Source organism: Streptomyces sp. NPDC001663 (assembly GCF_042893105.1).
Taxonomy (GTDB): domain Bacteria; phylum Actinomycetota; class Actinomycetes; order Streptomycetales; family Streptomycetaceae; genus Streptomyces.
On record NZ_JBIAUR010000002.1, the window covers coordinates 324,738 to 338,495 of the forward strand.

General features: G+C 68.2%; 16 protein-coding genes. 13 read left to right on the forward strand and 3 right to left on the reverse strand.

Annotated features, from left to right (window positions below; translation table 11 throughout):
- The first annotated feature begins 98 nt into the window (after positions 1 to 98).
- The 8 genes from map (at position 99) to truA (ending at position 5,394) form a co-directional block, all read left to right on the forward strand.
- Positions 99 to 935 (forward strand): type I methionyl aminopeptidase, encoded by an 837-nt coding sequence (gene map, locus ACFY1L_RS07830; protein WP_388819772.1) that lies wholly within the window; start codon positions 99 to 101, stop codon positions 933 to 935.
- 306 nt (positions 936 to 1,241) lie between these two features.
- Complete coding sequence (infA, locus tag ACFY1L_RS07835; protein ID WP_003948620.1) at positions 1,242 to 1,463, forward strand: translation initiation factor IF-1; 222 nt, start codon at positions 1,242 to 1,244, stop codon at positions 1,461 to 1,463.
- 58 nt (positions 1,464 to 1,521) lie between these two features.
- A complete protein-coding gene (rpmJ, locus tag ACFY1L_RS07840) occupies positions 1,522 to 1,635 on the forward strand; it encodes a 50S ribosomal protein L36 (protein WP_003998809.1) in 114 nt (37 codons plus the stop codon).
- A gap of 195 nt (positions 1,636 to 1,830) precedes the next feature.
- Positions 1,831 to 2,211 carry a 30S ribosomal protein S13 gene (gene rpsM / locus ACFY1L_RS07845; RefSeq protein ID WP_020135802.1) on the forward strand — a complete coding sequence of 127 codons (381 nt, stop codon included), beginning with the start codon at positions 1,831 to 1,833 and terminating at the stop codon, positions 2,209 to 2,211.
- Between the two features lie 70 nt (positions 2,212 to 2,281).
- Complete coding sequence (rpsK, locus tag ACFY1L_RS07850; RefSeq protein ID WP_003956432.1) at positions 2,282 to 2,686, forward strand: 30S ribosomal protein S11; 405 nt, start codon at positions 2,282 to 2,284, stop codon at positions 2,684 to 2,686.
- 147 nt (positions 2,687 to 2,833) lie between these two features.
- On the forward strand, positions 2,834 to 3,856 hold the full coding sequence (locus ACFY1L_RS07855; RefSeq protein ID WP_003966937.1) for a DNA-directed RNA polymerase subunit alpha: 1,023 nt from the start codon (positions 2,834 to 2,836) through the stop codon (positions 3,854 to 3,856).
- Positions 3,857 to 3,941: 85 nt separating this feature from the next.
- Positions 3,942 to 4,457, forward strand: a complete 516-nt coding sequence (gene rplQ / locus ACFY1L_RS07860; RefSeq protein ID WP_388819775.1) for a 50S ribosomal protein L17 — start codon at positions 3,942 to 3,944, stop codon at positions 4,455 to 4,457.
- Between the two features lie 79 nt (positions 4,458 to 4,536).
- Positions 4,537 to 5,394, forward strand: coding sequence for a tRNA pseudouridine(38-40) synthase TruA (gene truA / locus ACFY1L_RS07865; protein ID WP_388819778.1), 858 nt, complete (start codon positions 4,537 to 4,539; stop codon positions 5,392 to 5,394).
- A gap of 7 nt (positions 5,395 to 5,401) precedes the next feature.
- On the opposite strand, the gene ACFY1L_RS07870 is transcribed toward truA, so the two are convergent.
- A complete protein-coding gene (locus ACFY1L_RS07870) occupies positions 5,402 to 6,283 on the reverse strand; it encodes a hypothetical protein (RefSeq protein ID WP_388819781.1) in 882 nt (293 codons plus the stop codon).
- 336 nt (positions 6,284 to 6,619) lie between these two features.
- On the opposite strand from ACFY1L_RS07870, the gene rplM reads away from it, so the two are divergent.
- The 4 genes from rplM (at position 6,620) to ACFY1L_RS07890 (ending at position 9,790) form a co-directional block, all read left to right on the forward strand.
- Complete coding sequence (gene rplM / locus ACFY1L_RS07875) at positions 6,620 to 7,063, forward strand: 50S ribosomal protein L13 (RefSeq protein ID WP_275775501.1); 444 nt, start codon at positions 6,620 to 6,622, stop codon at positions 7,061 to 7,063.
- Between the two features lie 42 nt (positions 7,064 to 7,105).
- The gene (gene rpsI, locus ACFY1L_RS07880) at positions 7,106 to 7,627 is read left to right on the forward strand and encodes a 30S ribosomal protein S9 (RefSeq protein ID WP_361277864.1); all 522 of its coding nucleotides are present in this window, start codon (positions 7,106 to 7,108) and stop codon (positions 7,625 to 7,627) included.
- Positions 7,628 to 7,779: 152 nt separating this feature from the next.
- Positions 7,780 to 9,138 carry a phosphoglucosamine mutase gene (glmM, locus tag ACFY1L_RS07885; RefSeq protein ID WP_388819785.1) on the forward strand — a complete coding sequence of 453 codons (1,359 nt, stop codon included), beginning with the start codon at positions 7,780 to 7,782 and terminating at the stop codon, positions 9,136 to 9,138.
- A gap of 118 nt (positions 9,139 to 9,256) precedes the next feature.
- Positions 9,257 to 9,790, forward strand: coding sequence for a hypothetical protein (locus ACFY1L_RS07890; RefSeq protein WP_388819788.1), 534 nt, complete (start codon positions 9,257 to 9,259; stop codon positions 9,788 to 9,790).
- On the opposite strand, the gene ACFY1L_RS07895 is transcribed toward ACFY1L_RS07890, so the two are convergent.
- Together ACFY1L_RS07895 and coaA are read right to left on the reverse strand one after the other, a co-directional pair.
- Positions 9,787 to 10,734 carry a DUF389 domain-containing protein gene (locus ACFY1L_RS07895; protein ID WP_388819791.1) on the reverse strand — a complete coding sequence of 316 codons (948 nt, stop codon included), beginning with the start codon at positions 10,732 to 10,734 and terminating at the stop codon, positions 9,787 to 9,789. The genes ACFY1L_RS07890 and ACFY1L_RS07895 overlap by 4 nt on opposite strands.
- 31 nt (positions 10,735 to 10,765) lie before the next feature.
- Positions 10,766 to 11,734, reverse strand: coding sequence for a type I pantothenate kinase (gene coaA, locus ACFY1L_RS07900; RefSeq protein WP_388819794.1), 969 nt, complete (start codon positions 11,732 to 11,734; stop codon positions 10,766 to 10,768).
- 163 nt (positions 11,735 to 11,897) lie between these two features.
- Between coaA and glmS the strand changes: the two genes are divergently transcribed.
- On the forward strand, positions 11,898 to 13,745 hold the full coding sequence (gene glmS / locus ACFY1L_RS07905) for a glutamine--fructose-6-phosphate transaminase (isomerizing) (RefSeq protein WP_388819797.1): 1,848 nt from the start codon (positions 11,898 to 11,900) through the stop codon (positions 13,743 to 13,745).
- Positions 13,746 to 13,758 lie beyond the last annotated feature (13 nt).

Here is a 13,758-nt window from a genome sequence, read left to right on the forward strand (position 1 = left end):
CGTCCAGTCAGTTACGGCCGTGGCACCCGCAGGGGAGTCACGGCCGTACTGTTGTACAGGTAACCGGTTGACGTGAGTGACGGAGAGCGCAGGCCCCCATGGTGCAGATCAAGAGCCCCGAGCAGATCGCCAAGATGCGTGAGGCGGGGCTGGTCGTCGCCGCGATCCACGCGGCGACCCGTGAGGCGGCGGTGCCCGGAGCCACCACCAAGGACCTGGACGAGGTCGCCCGCAAGGTCCTCGCCGAGCACAACGCCAAGCCCAACTTCCTTGGCTACGGCGGCTTTCCGGCCACGATCTGCACGTCCGTCAACGAGGTCGTCGTCCACGGCATCCCTTCCGACGACGTCGTCCTGAAGGACGGCGACGTCATCTCCATCGACTGCGGCGCGATCATCGACGGCTGGCACGGCGACGCGGCGTACACCGCCTTCGTCGGCTCCGGCCACGCCCCCGAGCTGATCGAACTCTCCCGGGTCACCGAGGAGTCGATGTGGGCGGGCATCGCGGCGATGAAGCAGGGCAACCGCCTGGTCGACGTCTCCCGCGCCATCGAGACGTACATCCGCCGCCAGCCGAAGCCCGGCGGCGGCAAGTACGGAATCATCGAGGACTACGGCGGCCACGGCATCGGCACCGAGATGCACATGGACCCGCACCTGCTGAACTACGTCGACCGCCGCCGCGGCAAGGGCCCCAAGCTGGTCCCCGGCTTCTGCCTCGCGATCGAGCCGATGGTCTCCCTGGGCACCCCCAAGACCGAGGTCCTCTCCGACGACTGGACGGTCATCACCACGGACGGCACATGGTCCTCCCACTGGGAGCACTCGGTGGCGCTGACCGAGCAGGGCCCCCTGGTCCTGACGGCTCCGGACGGCGGCAAGGCGAAGCTGGCGGAGCACGGGATCACGGCGGCGCCGGACCCGCTGGCGTGACGGACCCGAGCCACCGCCGCCGGATCCGCTGCCGTAGCCGCCGTATGCGCCTACGACGTGTGGCGGGCTGCTCGCCGTGCGCGACTGCGGGTGCGGCTGTGCCCATCTGTTTCGCCCCAGCAGAACGGCTGCCCGCAGCCGCTGCGGGCGGAGGCCGGCTTAACGATCTCCGCCGTGGGGCAGGCTCTCTCGATTCGTGTTTCCGGGTGCGCTGACGTAGACTGACTCGTCGGCTCTCGTGCACCCGCATGTCCGCATGCGCCCCGCAAGGGAGTCGATCAAGGTAGTCGATTCGAAGGGCGAAGCGTGGCCAAGAAGCAAGGTGCCATCGAGATCGAGGGCACTGTCGTCGAGTCTCTTCCGAACGCCATGTTCAAGGTCGAGCTCCAGAACGGCCACCAGGTCCTGGCACACATCAGCGGCAAGATGCGTATGCACTACATCCGCATCCTCCCTGACGACCGGGTCGTGGTGGAGCTGTCTCCGTACGACCTGACGCGTGGCCGGATCGTCTACCGCTACAAGTAGATCTTGCCCGCATTCCGCTTCGGCGGGGTGGTGGCACTGACCCGGAGAACCTCACCTAATGAAGGTCAAGCCGAGCGTCAAGAAGATCTGCGACAAGTGCAGGGTGATCCGCCGTCACGGTCGGGTCATGGTCATCTGCGAGAACCCGCGCCACAAGCAGCGCCAGGGCTGACGCACGATCGACCGATCCCTCTGCATCGACATCGCAGAGATTCGAGCGACGCGAGCTGAATTTGTTCATACGCAGAGCCCAAGCCGATACGGCTTGACACCCCCGGTTCGGAGGCCGGGGACCCAGTTCGTACCTGGTACGGCGGCTGGGAATCGGTTCTGTGGAAGACCTCCGAGGATCAACTGGAGCCATTGAATGGCACGCGTTTCCGGTGTTGACATCCCGCGCGAAAAGCGTGTGGAGGTCGCCCTCACCTACGTGTTCGGCATCGGCCGGACGCTCTCCCAGCAGACGCTGGCCGAGACCGGTATCGACCCGAACACCCGCGTTCGCGACCTCTCCGAGGAGCAGCTCGTCGCGATTCGTGAGTACGTCGACAACAACATCAAGACCGAGGGTGACCTCCGTCGCGAGATCCAGGCCGACATCCGCCGCAAGGTCGAGATCGGCTGCTACCAGGGTCTGCGTCACCGCCGCGGTCTGCCCGTCCGCGGTCAGCGCACCAGCACCAACGCTCGCACCCGCAAGGGCCCGCGTCGCGCCATCGCCGGCAAGAAGAAGCCGGGCAAGAAGTAGTCCTCAGCGGACAACGCTTCATCAGCGGTCTTCGCTGTAGGACCGACCACCTCCCCGTAGGAGTTACTAGATGCCCCCCAAGGGTCGTCAGGGCGCTGCCAAGAAGGTGCGCCGCAAGGAAAAGAAGAACGTCGCTCACGGCCACGCGCACATCAAGAGCACGTTCAACAACACGATCGTCTCGATCACGGACCCCTCGGGCAACGTGATCTCCTGGGCCTCCGCCGGCCACGTCGGCTTCAAGGGCTCGCGCAAGTCCACCCCCTTCGCCGCGCAGATGGCCGCCGAGTCGGCTGCCCGTCGCGCGCAGGAGCACGGCATGCGCAAGGTCGACGTCTTCGTGAAGGGCCCGGGTTCCGGTCGTGAGACCGCGATCCGCTCCCTCCAGGCCACGGGCCTCGAGGTCGGCTCCATCCAGGACGTCACCCCCACCCCGCACAACGGCTGCCGTCCGCCGAAGCGTCGTCGCGTCTGACGCACGGTTGTCCTGAGGATTCGGGCGGTACGGCTCCGTAAAAGGGCCGTATCGCCCGTACCCTTGCAGTACCCGTCCCTTTTGCCGGGGGCGGTTCCGTCGGGCGTCAAATAGCGGGCGTCCACGAAAGAAGGATCTGATCCACACATGCTGATCGCTCAGCGTCCCTCGTTGACCGAAGAGGTCGTCGACGAGTTCCGCTCCCGGTTCGTGATCGAGCCGCTGGAGCCGGGCTTCGGCTACACCCTCGGCAACTCCCTTCGCCGGACCCTCCTCTCCTCGATCCCGGGTGCGGCGGTCACGTCCATCCGTATCGACGGCGTGCTGCACGAGTTCACCACCGTGCCGGGCGTCAAGGAGGACGTCACCGACCTGATCCTCAACATCAAGCAGCTGGTCGTCTCCTCGGAGCACGACGAGCCGGTCGTGATGTACCTGCGCAAGCAGGGCCCGGGTCTGGTCACCGCCGCCGACATCGCGCCCCCGGCCGGTGTCGAGGTGCACAACCCCGACCTGGTCCTCGCCACGCTCAACGGCAAGGGCAAGCTGGAGATGGAGCTGACGGTCGAGCGCGGCCGCGGTTACGTCTCCGCCGTGCAGAACAAGCAGGTGGGCCAGGAGATCGGCCGTATCCCGGTCGACTCCATCTACTCGCCGGTGCTGAAGGTCACGTACAAGGTCGAGGCGACCCGTGTCGAGCAGCGCACCGACTTCGACAAGCTGATCGTCGACGTCGAGACCAAGCAGGCCATGCGTCCGCGTGACGCCATGGCGTCGGCCGGCAAGACCCTGGTCGAGCTGTTCGGTCTGGCCCGCGAGCTCAACATCGACGCCGAGGGCATCGACATGGGCCCGTCCCCCACGGACGCCGCCCTCGCCGCTGATCTGGCGCTGCCGATCGAGGAGCTGGAGCTCACCGTTCGGTCGTACAACTGCCTCAAGCGTGAGGGCATCCACTCCGTGGGTGAGCTCGTTGCGCGCTCCGAGGCGGACCTCCTGGACATCCGCAACTTCGGTGCGAAGTCCATCGACGAGGTCAAGGCGAAGCTGGCCGGCATGGGCCTGGCCCTGAAGGACAGCCCGCCCGGATTCGACCCCACGGCCGCTGCCGACGCCTTCGGCGCCGACGACGACGCGGACGCGGGTTTCGTGGAGACCGAGCAGTACTGATCGGTCGTTGCCGGTGAGCATCCGCTCATCGGGTTCCTGACCCCGGTACCTGACACGGCCGGGGCAGACACACAGGAGAAAGAAAATGCCGAAGCCCACCAAGGGTGCCCGTCTGGGCGGCAGTGCCGCGCACGAGAAGCTGCTCCTCGCGAACCTCGCGAAGGCGCTGTTCGAGCACGGTCGTATCACCACCACCGAGGCGAAGGCCCGCCGCCTGCGCCCGTACGCCGAGCGTCTGGTCACCAAGGCGAAGAAGGGCGACCTTCACAACCGCCGCCAGGTGCTGCAGGTCATCACGGACAAGAGCATCGTCCACACGCTCTTCACCGAGATCGGCCCGCGCTACGAGAACCGTCCGGGTGGCTACACCCGCATCACCAAGATCGGTAACCGCCGTGGCGACAACGCGCCCATGGCTGTCATCGAGCTGGTCGAGGCGCTGACGGTCGCGCAGCAGGCGACCGGCGAGGCGGAGGCTGCCACCAAGCGTGCGGTCAAGGAAGACGCCCTCAAGAAGGACGAGGCTGTCGAGGCCAAGTCCGAAGAGGTCGTCGAGGACGCCAAGCCGGAAGAGGCCGCCGAGGAGTCCAAGGACGCCTGAGGCTCTGCCTTGCAGTGAACGGGTCCGCCCTTCTGGGCGGGCCCGTTCCGCATTTCTGCGTTGTTGAGAGGATCTAGGGGTGAGTGACGAAGTACAGCCCGGGTTCGTGCGGGTGCGGATGGATCTCTCCTACGACGGGACCGAGTTCTCCGGGTGGGCCAAGCAGGCCGGGGGGCGGCGGACCGTTCAGGGCGAGGTCGAGGACGCTCTGCGTACGGTCACGCGGTCGGGTGGGACGACGTACGAGCTGACCGTGGCCGGGCGGACCGATGCCGGGGTGCATGCGCGGGGGCAGGTCGTGCATGTCGATCTGCCTCGGGAGGTCTGGGGTGCGCACCACGACAAGCTGCTGAAGCGGCTTGCGGGGCGGCTGCCGAAGGATGTGCGGGTCTGGGCCCTCAGGGAGGCGCCCAGCGGCTTCAACGCCCGTTTCTCGGCGATCTGGCGGCGGTACGCGTACCGGGTGACGGACAACCCCGGTGGGGTCGATCCGCTGCTGCGCAATCACGTCCTGTGGCACGACTGGCCGCTCGACGTCGATGCCATGAACGAGGCGGCCGGGCAGCTGCTGGGGGAGCACGACTTCGCGGCCTACTGCAAGAAGCGTGAGGGTGCGACCACCATTCGTACGCTCCAGGGGCTGAGCCTCGTCCGCGGGGACGACGGGATCATCACGGCCACCGTCCGGGCCGACGCCTTCTGCCACAACATGGTGCGCTCGCTGATCGGGGCGCTGCTGTTCGTCGGCGACGGACACCGCGGGCCGGACTGGCCGGGCAAGGTGCTCGCCGCCGGCGTACGGGACTCGGCCGTGCATGTCGTACGACCGCACGGGCTGACCCTGGAAGAGGTCGGCTACCCGGCCGACGACCTGCTCGCCGCCCGCAACAAGGAGGCGCGCAACAAGCGGTCGCTGCCGGGTGCCGGCTGCTGCTGAGGGACTGCTAGCCGTTCGCCGCGGCCGATGCCTGGGCCTCGCCGCGGCGGCGGATCTGGCGGAAGGTGAACTCGGCCAGGTCGTCGCCGACCTTGAAGACCGCTGTGTCCTTCGGCGTGACGTCCTTGCCGCTGAAATGACCGGCGATCGTGAAGTAGGCGTAGCGGCCGTAGGAGTTGGTGGTCGAGCGGCAGATCGCGGCGTTGCAGAAGGGCTTCACGCCCTTGCCGAAGAGCGACTTGATGAGGCCCTTCTTGTCGGTCTGGCTCTTGGCCTTGGTGGCCTGCGCCTCGGTGTCGAAGACGGCCACGCCGACGGTCACCCCGATGCCGTCCTTGAGGTAGGTGACGCGCAGGAAGCGGGTGCAGCCGTTGCCCTCGAGGACCTTCGGGAGGGTGCCCTGGGTGACCGAGGCGCAGTCCTTGGTGTCGGCCGTGGGGCCCTTCTTGTACACGGTCGAGCCCATGGTCAGCTGCGTGCCCGGGAAGAGGGTGGCCGCGCTGAGCGGGGCGGTGTCCTTGGCCTTGCTGGCGATGAAGTCCTTCGGGTCCAGCGGCGGTGGGGCGCTGGTCGGGGCGAAGGACGGGGCCGACGCGCTGCTGCTCGGGATGGAGGCACTCGCCGGCAGGTTGGACGGGTTGCCCGAGGCCTCGCTGTCGCCGTTCGCCGACACCACGGCCATCGCGACGGCGGTGCCTATCGCGATCGTGGCCACTGCGCCGCCACCGATGAACAGCAGCCGGCGCCTCTTGTTGCGCGTCTCGGACGCCTCGGCGAGCGCGGCCCAGTCCGGGGTCCGGCCGTCGCCGCCGCTGTCCCACGGCTGCTGGGAATGCGGTTTCCAGGGATCCCACTGGGACTGGGGTCCCCCCTGCTGCCCAAAGCTCATGGGGCGCATCTTAGACGGGAGACGGGAGGTGCTGTTGGGCCTGTGGACACCGGCCTCGGGGACCTTTCCGGCACCGCCGCACAAAGGCGTCGTCCCGGCCGTGAAGAGGTCGCCGGAGCCCCGTTTTGACCCGTCCGGGCCAGCGCTAGTACTCTTGCGGTTTGTTATGCGTATTGGCTTGGTCGCTCTCAGGCGAGAGGCCCTTACGTAGGTTCCCTGGAGCAGTTACCAGTGGGCGGCATACGGGCAGCGTTCCCGGCACTGTCGTCCCCAGCTGCACGATCGCTTCAAGGATGCCTTGTGTCAGCACCCATCCCTGAAGAAGAAGGCTGAGAAGTGCGTACATACAGCCCTAAGCCCGGCGATGTCACTCGCCAGTGGCACGTCATTGACGCTCAGGACGTCGTCCTGGGCCGTCTCGCCACCACCGCCGCGTCCCTCCTGCGGGGCAAGCACAAGCCGATCTACGCCCCCCACGTCGACACCGGTGACTTCGTCATCATCATCAACGCCGACAAGGTGCACCTCTCCGGCAACAAGCGGACGCAGAAGATGGCGTACCGCCACTCCGGCTACCCGGGTGGTCTGCGCTCCGTCCGTTACGACGAGCTGCTCGACAAGAACCCCGAGAAGGCCGTCGAGAAGGCCGTCAAGGGCATGCTCCCCAAGAACACCCTGGGCCGTCAGATGCTCTCCAAGCTGAAGGTCTACTCGGGCGACCAGCACCCGCACGCTGCCCAGCAGCCGGTGCCGTTCGAGATCACCCAGGTCGCGCAGTAAGTCCGGCCACCCCCTAAGACTGAAGAGAATCTGAGGAGAATCGTGGCCGAGACCACCGTCGAGACGCCCGTCGAGGGCGAAGAGATCGTCGACATCGACAGCTACACCACCGAGTCCGAGGTCCCCGTCGAGGGCGAGTACACCTCGGAGTCCCTCGCGTCCCGCTTCGGCGAGCCCCAGCCGGCCGCCGGCCTGGGCCGCCGCAAGAACGCCATCGCCCGCGTCCGGATCGTCCCGGGCACCGGCAAGTGGAAGATCAACGGTCGCACCCTCGAGGACTACTTCCCGAACAAGGTGCACCAGCAAGAAGTCAACGAGCCCTTCAAGGTGCTCGAGCTCGAAGGCCGTTACGACGTCATCGCCCGCATCGCGGGTGGCGGTGTCTCCGGTCAGGCCGGTGCGCTCCGTCTCGGTGTCGCCCGCGCGCTGAACGAGGCCGACGTCGACAACAACCGCGGCCCGCTCAAGAAGGCCGGCTTCCTCCGCCGCGACGACCGTGCGGTCGAGCGCAAGAAGGCCGGTCTGAAGAAGGCCCGCAAGGCCCCGCAGTACAGCAAGCGCTAAGCGCGCCCGCTGTCTTTGCAACGATCGCCCCGGCGGCACCTATTGTGCTGCCGGGGCGCTTCGTTTACACAACCCCTACCGTCCCCGGACAGTCTCAGGGGATGTACTCGGGAGTGAGCCGCACTCTCTTCGGCAATACGGAGGACACCACAGTGGGACGACTCTTCGGCACGGACGGCGTGCGCGGCGTCGCCAACGCGGACCTGACGGCGGAGATGGCGCTCGGCCTCTCCGTGGCCGCGGCGCACGTACTGGCCGAGGCGGGCACCTTCGAGGGCCACCGGCCGACGGCGGTCGTCGGACGGGACCCGCGCGCCTCCGGGGAGTTCCTGGAAGCCGCCGTGGTCGCGGGCCTCGCCAGCGCGGGCGTCGACGTCCTTCGCGTCGGCGTGCTGCCCACTCCGGCGGTGGCGTATCTCACCGGCGCGCTCGGCGCCGACCTCGGCGTCATGCTCTCCGCCAGCCACAACGCGATGCCCGACAACGGCGTCAAGTTCTTCGCCCGCGGCGGCCACAAGCTCGCCGACGAGCTCGAGGACAAGATCGAGGCCGTGTACGACGCTCATCGGCACGGGGAGCCCTGGGAGCGGCCGACGGGTGCGGGTGTCGGGCGCGTGCGGTCGTACGACGAAGGGTTCGACCAGTACGTCGCCCACCTCATCGCCGTACTCCCGAACCGGCTCGACGGGCTGAAGATCGTCCTCGACGAGGCGCACGGGGCAGCCGCACGGGTGTCGCCGGAGGCGTTCTCGCGGGCCGGGGCCGAGGTCGTCACGATCGGGGCCGAGCCGGACGGGCTGAACATCAACGACGGTTGTGGCTCCACGCACATGGAGAAGCTGAAGGCCGCGGTCGTCGAGCACGGCGCCGCGCTCGGTATCGCGCACGACGGTGACGCGGACCGGTGCCTGGCCGTCGACCACACCGGTGCGGAGGTGGACGGGGACCAGATCCTGGCCGTCATCGCGCTGGCGATGCGGGAGCGTGGCGTTCTGCGGTCGGACACCGTCGTCGCCACGGTCATGTCCAACCTGGGCTTCAAGCTGGCGCTGGAGCGCGAGGGGCTCAGCCTCGTCCAGACGGCGGTCGGTGACCGTTACGTCCTGGAGGAGATGAAGGAGCACGGGTACGCGCTCGGGGGCGAGCAGTCCGGGCACGTGATCATCCTCGACCACGCGACCACCGGTGACGGCACACTGACCGGGCTGATGCTTGCCGCTCGGGTCACGGAGACCGGTCGTTCGCTCAAGGACCTCGCGTCGGTGATGGAGCGGCTGCCGCAGGTGCTCATCAATGTGCCGGACGTGGACAAGTCGCGGGTGACGACCTCCGCCGAGCTGGCGGCCGCGGTCGCCGATGCCGAGCGGGAACTCGGGTCCACCGGGCGGGTGTTGCTGCGGTCCTCGGGTACCGAGCCGCTGGTGCGGGTGATGGTCGAGGCCGCCGACATCGACCAGGCGCGGTCTGTTGCCGGGCGGTTGGCGGATGTCGTGAAGTCGGCGTTGGGCTAGGGCCGACCCGCATCACCCGAAGGTTGTAACACAATGTGCCGAACGGGTTACTGATTGTTTCACTGACGTCGAGACCGCCTGCGCGTGGCGTTCCCCCGACGGAAGTGAGAAAGGCACCATGAAGACAATCAGCAGAACCCTGAAGCGAGCGGCCGTTCCGGCCCTGGTCGCGAGTCTCGCGGTCCCCGCGCTTGCCACCCCGGCCGCGGCCCAGACTCCCGGCTCCACCGCGTTCCGTCTCTTCGGCATGGTGCTGCTCAGCGCCCGTTCAGGCGCAGCCAACCAGGTCACTGCCAGTACCTCCACCGGCCGTGTGATCCTCACGGACACCACGGGTATCGCGGTGGGGCCGGGTTGCGCTCGGCTGTCCGCCACCAGCGTCGACTGCGGCAGCGTCGCCGGCACCTCCCAGCTCTCGATCGGGCTGGGTGACCTGAGCGACAGCTTCGACGGGACGAGCGTGTCGCTGCGCACCCTCGTCGACGCTGGCACGGGCTCCGACACCGTGGCGACCGGCAGCGGCAACGACACGATCGGCGTGAGCGGCGACTCGCCCGCCGTCGACACGGTGTCCTGTGACGGTGGCTCGGCCGACGTGGTGTTCGCCGACCCCGGCGACAGCGTCGCCGCGGACTGCGAAACGCGTCACTAGCCGCCGCCTGCCTTGGCCGTGCGTTCACGCTGCCTGGCCCAGAGCCATTTCTGGGCCAGGAGTGTGAGGGTGCCGGCGAGGACGATGCCGAGCAGGTTCAGCAGGAGTTGCTCCGTGGAGCCCCAGGCCTGTTTGTACTCGTCGTAGGCGAAGGCCACCGCGGCGTTCGCGGCTGCCGGGACCGTGGTGACCGAGATCGCGACGCCCACCAGCAGGCCCGACTTCGCCGACGTCAGCGAGAGGGTGCCGGCGATGCCGGCCAGGACCGCCACGACGAACGAGAACGCGTCGGGGCGGTAGATGAAGTTGGTGTTGGGACGTTCGGCCTCCAACTGGACCTTGGTGAACAGGTTCACCCCGTCCATGAAGTAGGTGAAGCCGACCGTCACCAGCATGGCGACGGCGAAGCCCACGAGCAGCGCGGTCAGGGAGCGCAGGGCCAGCCTGGGGTGGCGTTGCACGGCCGCGGTGCAGATGCCGGCCAGGGGGCCGAACTCCGGGCCCACCGCCATCGCGCCGACGATCAGGATCGCGTTGTCGAGCACCACACCGCAGGCCGCGATCATCGTGGCGAGCGTGATGAAGGCGACGTAGGTGACGGAGAGCGTCGACTCCTCGTGCGTGGCGTCGGTCAGGTGCTCCCAGAGGACCGCGTCCGCGCCCTCGCCCGGCGCCTCCTCCTCCGCCTTGTCGGCGCGCTTGGACAGCGACAGGTCGATGTTCTCCACGGCGATCGAGCCGGTCCTGTCGAGCTCCAACGCCCGTAGCGCGCCGATGAGTTCGTCGCCGGCCTCGCGGGCCACGTCGCACATGACGACGTCCCCGGCGGGGTTGCGCGCGGCGCCGGGGACGACGACGAGGTGTGTGGTGCCGACCGTCTTCTCGATCAGGCGGACCACGTCGTCGGTCTTGTCGGACGGCGTGATCAGGCGCAGGTGCAGCATGGGTTCTTTTTAACAGGCCGGTGTTACGGCTTCACAGCTTGCGCAGGCTCAGGCGCTGGACCTTGTGGTCCGGGCCCTTGCGGACTACGAGGGTGGCGCGGCCGCGGGTGGGGGCGATGTTCTCGACCAGGTTGGGCTTGTTGATGGTGCGCCAGAGGGTGCGGGCGTAGTCGAGGGCCTCCTCCTCGGAGACCTGGGTGTACTTCCTGAAGTACGAGTCCGGGTTCTGGAAGGCGGTCTGGCGCAGCTTCTTGAAGCGGTTGAGGTACCAGCGCTCGATGTCCTCGCCGCTCGCGTCGACGTACACGCTGAAGTCGAAGTAGTCGGCGAGGCCGACGCGGGTGCGGCCGTCCTTGCCGGGCAGGGCGGGCTGCAGGACGTTCAGGCCCTCGACGATCAGGATGTCGGGGCGGCGGACCGTGAGCTTCTTGTCCGGGACGATGTCGTAGATCAGGTGGGAGTAGACGGGGGCCGTGACCTCGTCCTTGCCGGCCTTGATGTCGGCGACGAAGCGGGTCAGGGCACGGCGGTCGTACGACTCGGGGAAACCCTTCCGTGACATCAGGCCGCGGGCCTGCAGCTCCCTGGTGGGGAGCAGGAAGCCGTCGGTGGTGACGAGTTCGACGCGGGGGTGTTCCGGCCAGCGCGAGAGCAGGGCCTGGAGGAGGCGGGCCACCGTGGACTTGCCCACGGCCACGGAGCCGGCGACCCCTATGACGAAGGGGGTGCCGGACTGGGAGCCCTGTTCGCCGAGGAAGGTGTTGAGGGCGCCTCTGAGGCCGTCCGTGGCGCCGACGTAGAGGTTGAGAAGCCGGGACAGCGGGAGGTAGATGTCCCGCACCTCGTCGAGGTCGATGACGTCGCCGAGGCCGCGCAGCTTCTCGACCTCCTCGGCGGTGAGCGGCAGCGGCGTCTTCTCGCGCAGCGCGCTCCACTCGGCTCGGGTGAGGTCGACGTAGGGAGTCGCCTCCGGCCTGTGCCGGTGGGCGCTCCGGGGCATCGAGGAGACCGGAGAGATCACAGTCCATTGTTAACGGAGTTTGAACGGGACGGCGGGTGGGGTGTGTCACGTTCGCTGCGGGGTGCCGTACGGCCGTGGGAATTTCCGAAATCGGGCACGCGGAGGCTCTTTTCGGCGGACGTCGGAACGTAGGCTGCCGCGCATGTGCGGAATCGTGGGATACGTGGGGTCGCAGTCGGCGCTTGATGTCGTGATGGCCGGACTGAAGCGGCTGGAGTACCGGGGGTACGACTCGGCGGGCGTCGCGGTGCTCGCGGACGGCGGGCTGGCCGGCGCGAAGAAGGCCGGGAAGCTGGTGAACCTGGAGAAGGAGCTGGTGGAGCGGCCGCTGCCGACGGGGACGACGGGCATCGGGCACACGCGGTGGGCCACGCACGGAGGGCCGACGGACGCGAACGCGCATCCGCACCTGGACAACGCGGGGCGGGTCGCCGTCGTGCACAACGGGATCATCGAGAACTTCGCCGTGCTGCGCGCCGAGTTGGCGGAGCGGGGGCACGATCTGGCCTCCGAGACCGACACCGAGGTCGTAGCGCATCTGCTCGCCGAGGAGTTCTCCTCGTGCGCCGATCTCGCGGAAGCCATGCGGCTGGTGTGCCGGCGGCTGGAGGGGGCGTTCACGCTGGTCGCGGTGCATGCCGACGAGCCGGATGTGGTGGTGGGGGCACGGCGGAACTCCCCGCTGGTGGTGGGCGTTGGGGAGGGTGAGTCCTTTCTGGCCTCGGACGTCGCCGCGTTCATCGCCCACACGCGGTCGGCGATCGAGCTGGGCCAGGACCAGGTGGTGGAGCTGCGCCGCGACGGGGTGACGGTGACGGGCTTCGACGGCCGCCCCGCCGACGTGCGCTCGTACCACGTCGACTGGGACGCGTCGGCCGCGGAAAAGGGGGGTTATGACTACTTCATGCTCAAGGAGATCGCCGAGCAGCCCAAGGCGGTCGCCGATACGTTGCTGGGGCGCATCGACGCCGGCGGTTCGCTGACGCTGGACGAGGTCCGGATCAGCACCTCGGAGCTGCGGGAGGTCGACAAGGTCGTCATCGTGGCCTGCGGCACGGCTTTCCATGCCGGGTTGATCGCCAAGTACGCGATCGAGCACTGGACGCGGATTCCGTGCGAGGTGGAGCTCGCGAGCGAGTTCCGGTACCGGGATCCGATTCTGGGTGCGCGCTCTTTGGTGATCGCCATTTCGCAGTCCGGCGAGACCATGGACACCCTGATGGCGCTGCGGCATGCGCGGGAGCAGGGCTCCAAGGTGCTGGCGATCTGCAACACCAACGGCTCGACGATTCCACGGGAGTCGGACGCGGTGCTGTACACGCATGCCGGGCCGGAGGTGGCGGTCGCGTCGACGAAGGCGTTCCTGACGCAGCTCGTCGCCTGCTATCTGGTCGCGCTGTATCTGGGGCAGGTGCGGGGCACCAAGTGGGGCGACGAGATCGGTGCCGTGATCCGGGACCTGTCGCAGATCTCCGGTGAGGTCGAGCGGGTGCTGGAGACCATGGAGCCGGTACGGGCGCTGGCGCGGTCGCTCGCCGGCAAGGACACGGTGCTGTTCCTGGGCCGGCACGTGGGCTATCCGGTGGCGCTGGAGGGGGCGCTCAAGCTCAAGGAGCTCGCCTACATGCACGCCGAGGGGTTTGCGGCGGGCGAGTTGAAGCACGGGCCGATCGCGTTGATCGAGGACGACATGCCCGTGGTGGTGGTCGTGCCGTCGCCCCGCGGGCGGTCCGTGCTGCACGACAAGATCGTGTCCAACATCCAGGAGATCCGGGCCCGGGGTGCGCGGACGATCGTGATCGCGGAGGAGGGGGACGAGGCGGTCGTGCCGTACGCCGACCACCTGATCCGGATCCCGGCCACGCCGACCTTGTTGCAACCGCTCGTGGCCACCGTGCCGTTGCAGGTGTTCGCCTGCGAGTTGGCGACGGCTCGCGGCAACGAGGTGGACCAGCCGCGGAACCTGGCGAAGTCGGTGACGGTGGAGTAGGGGGCGTTCGGCC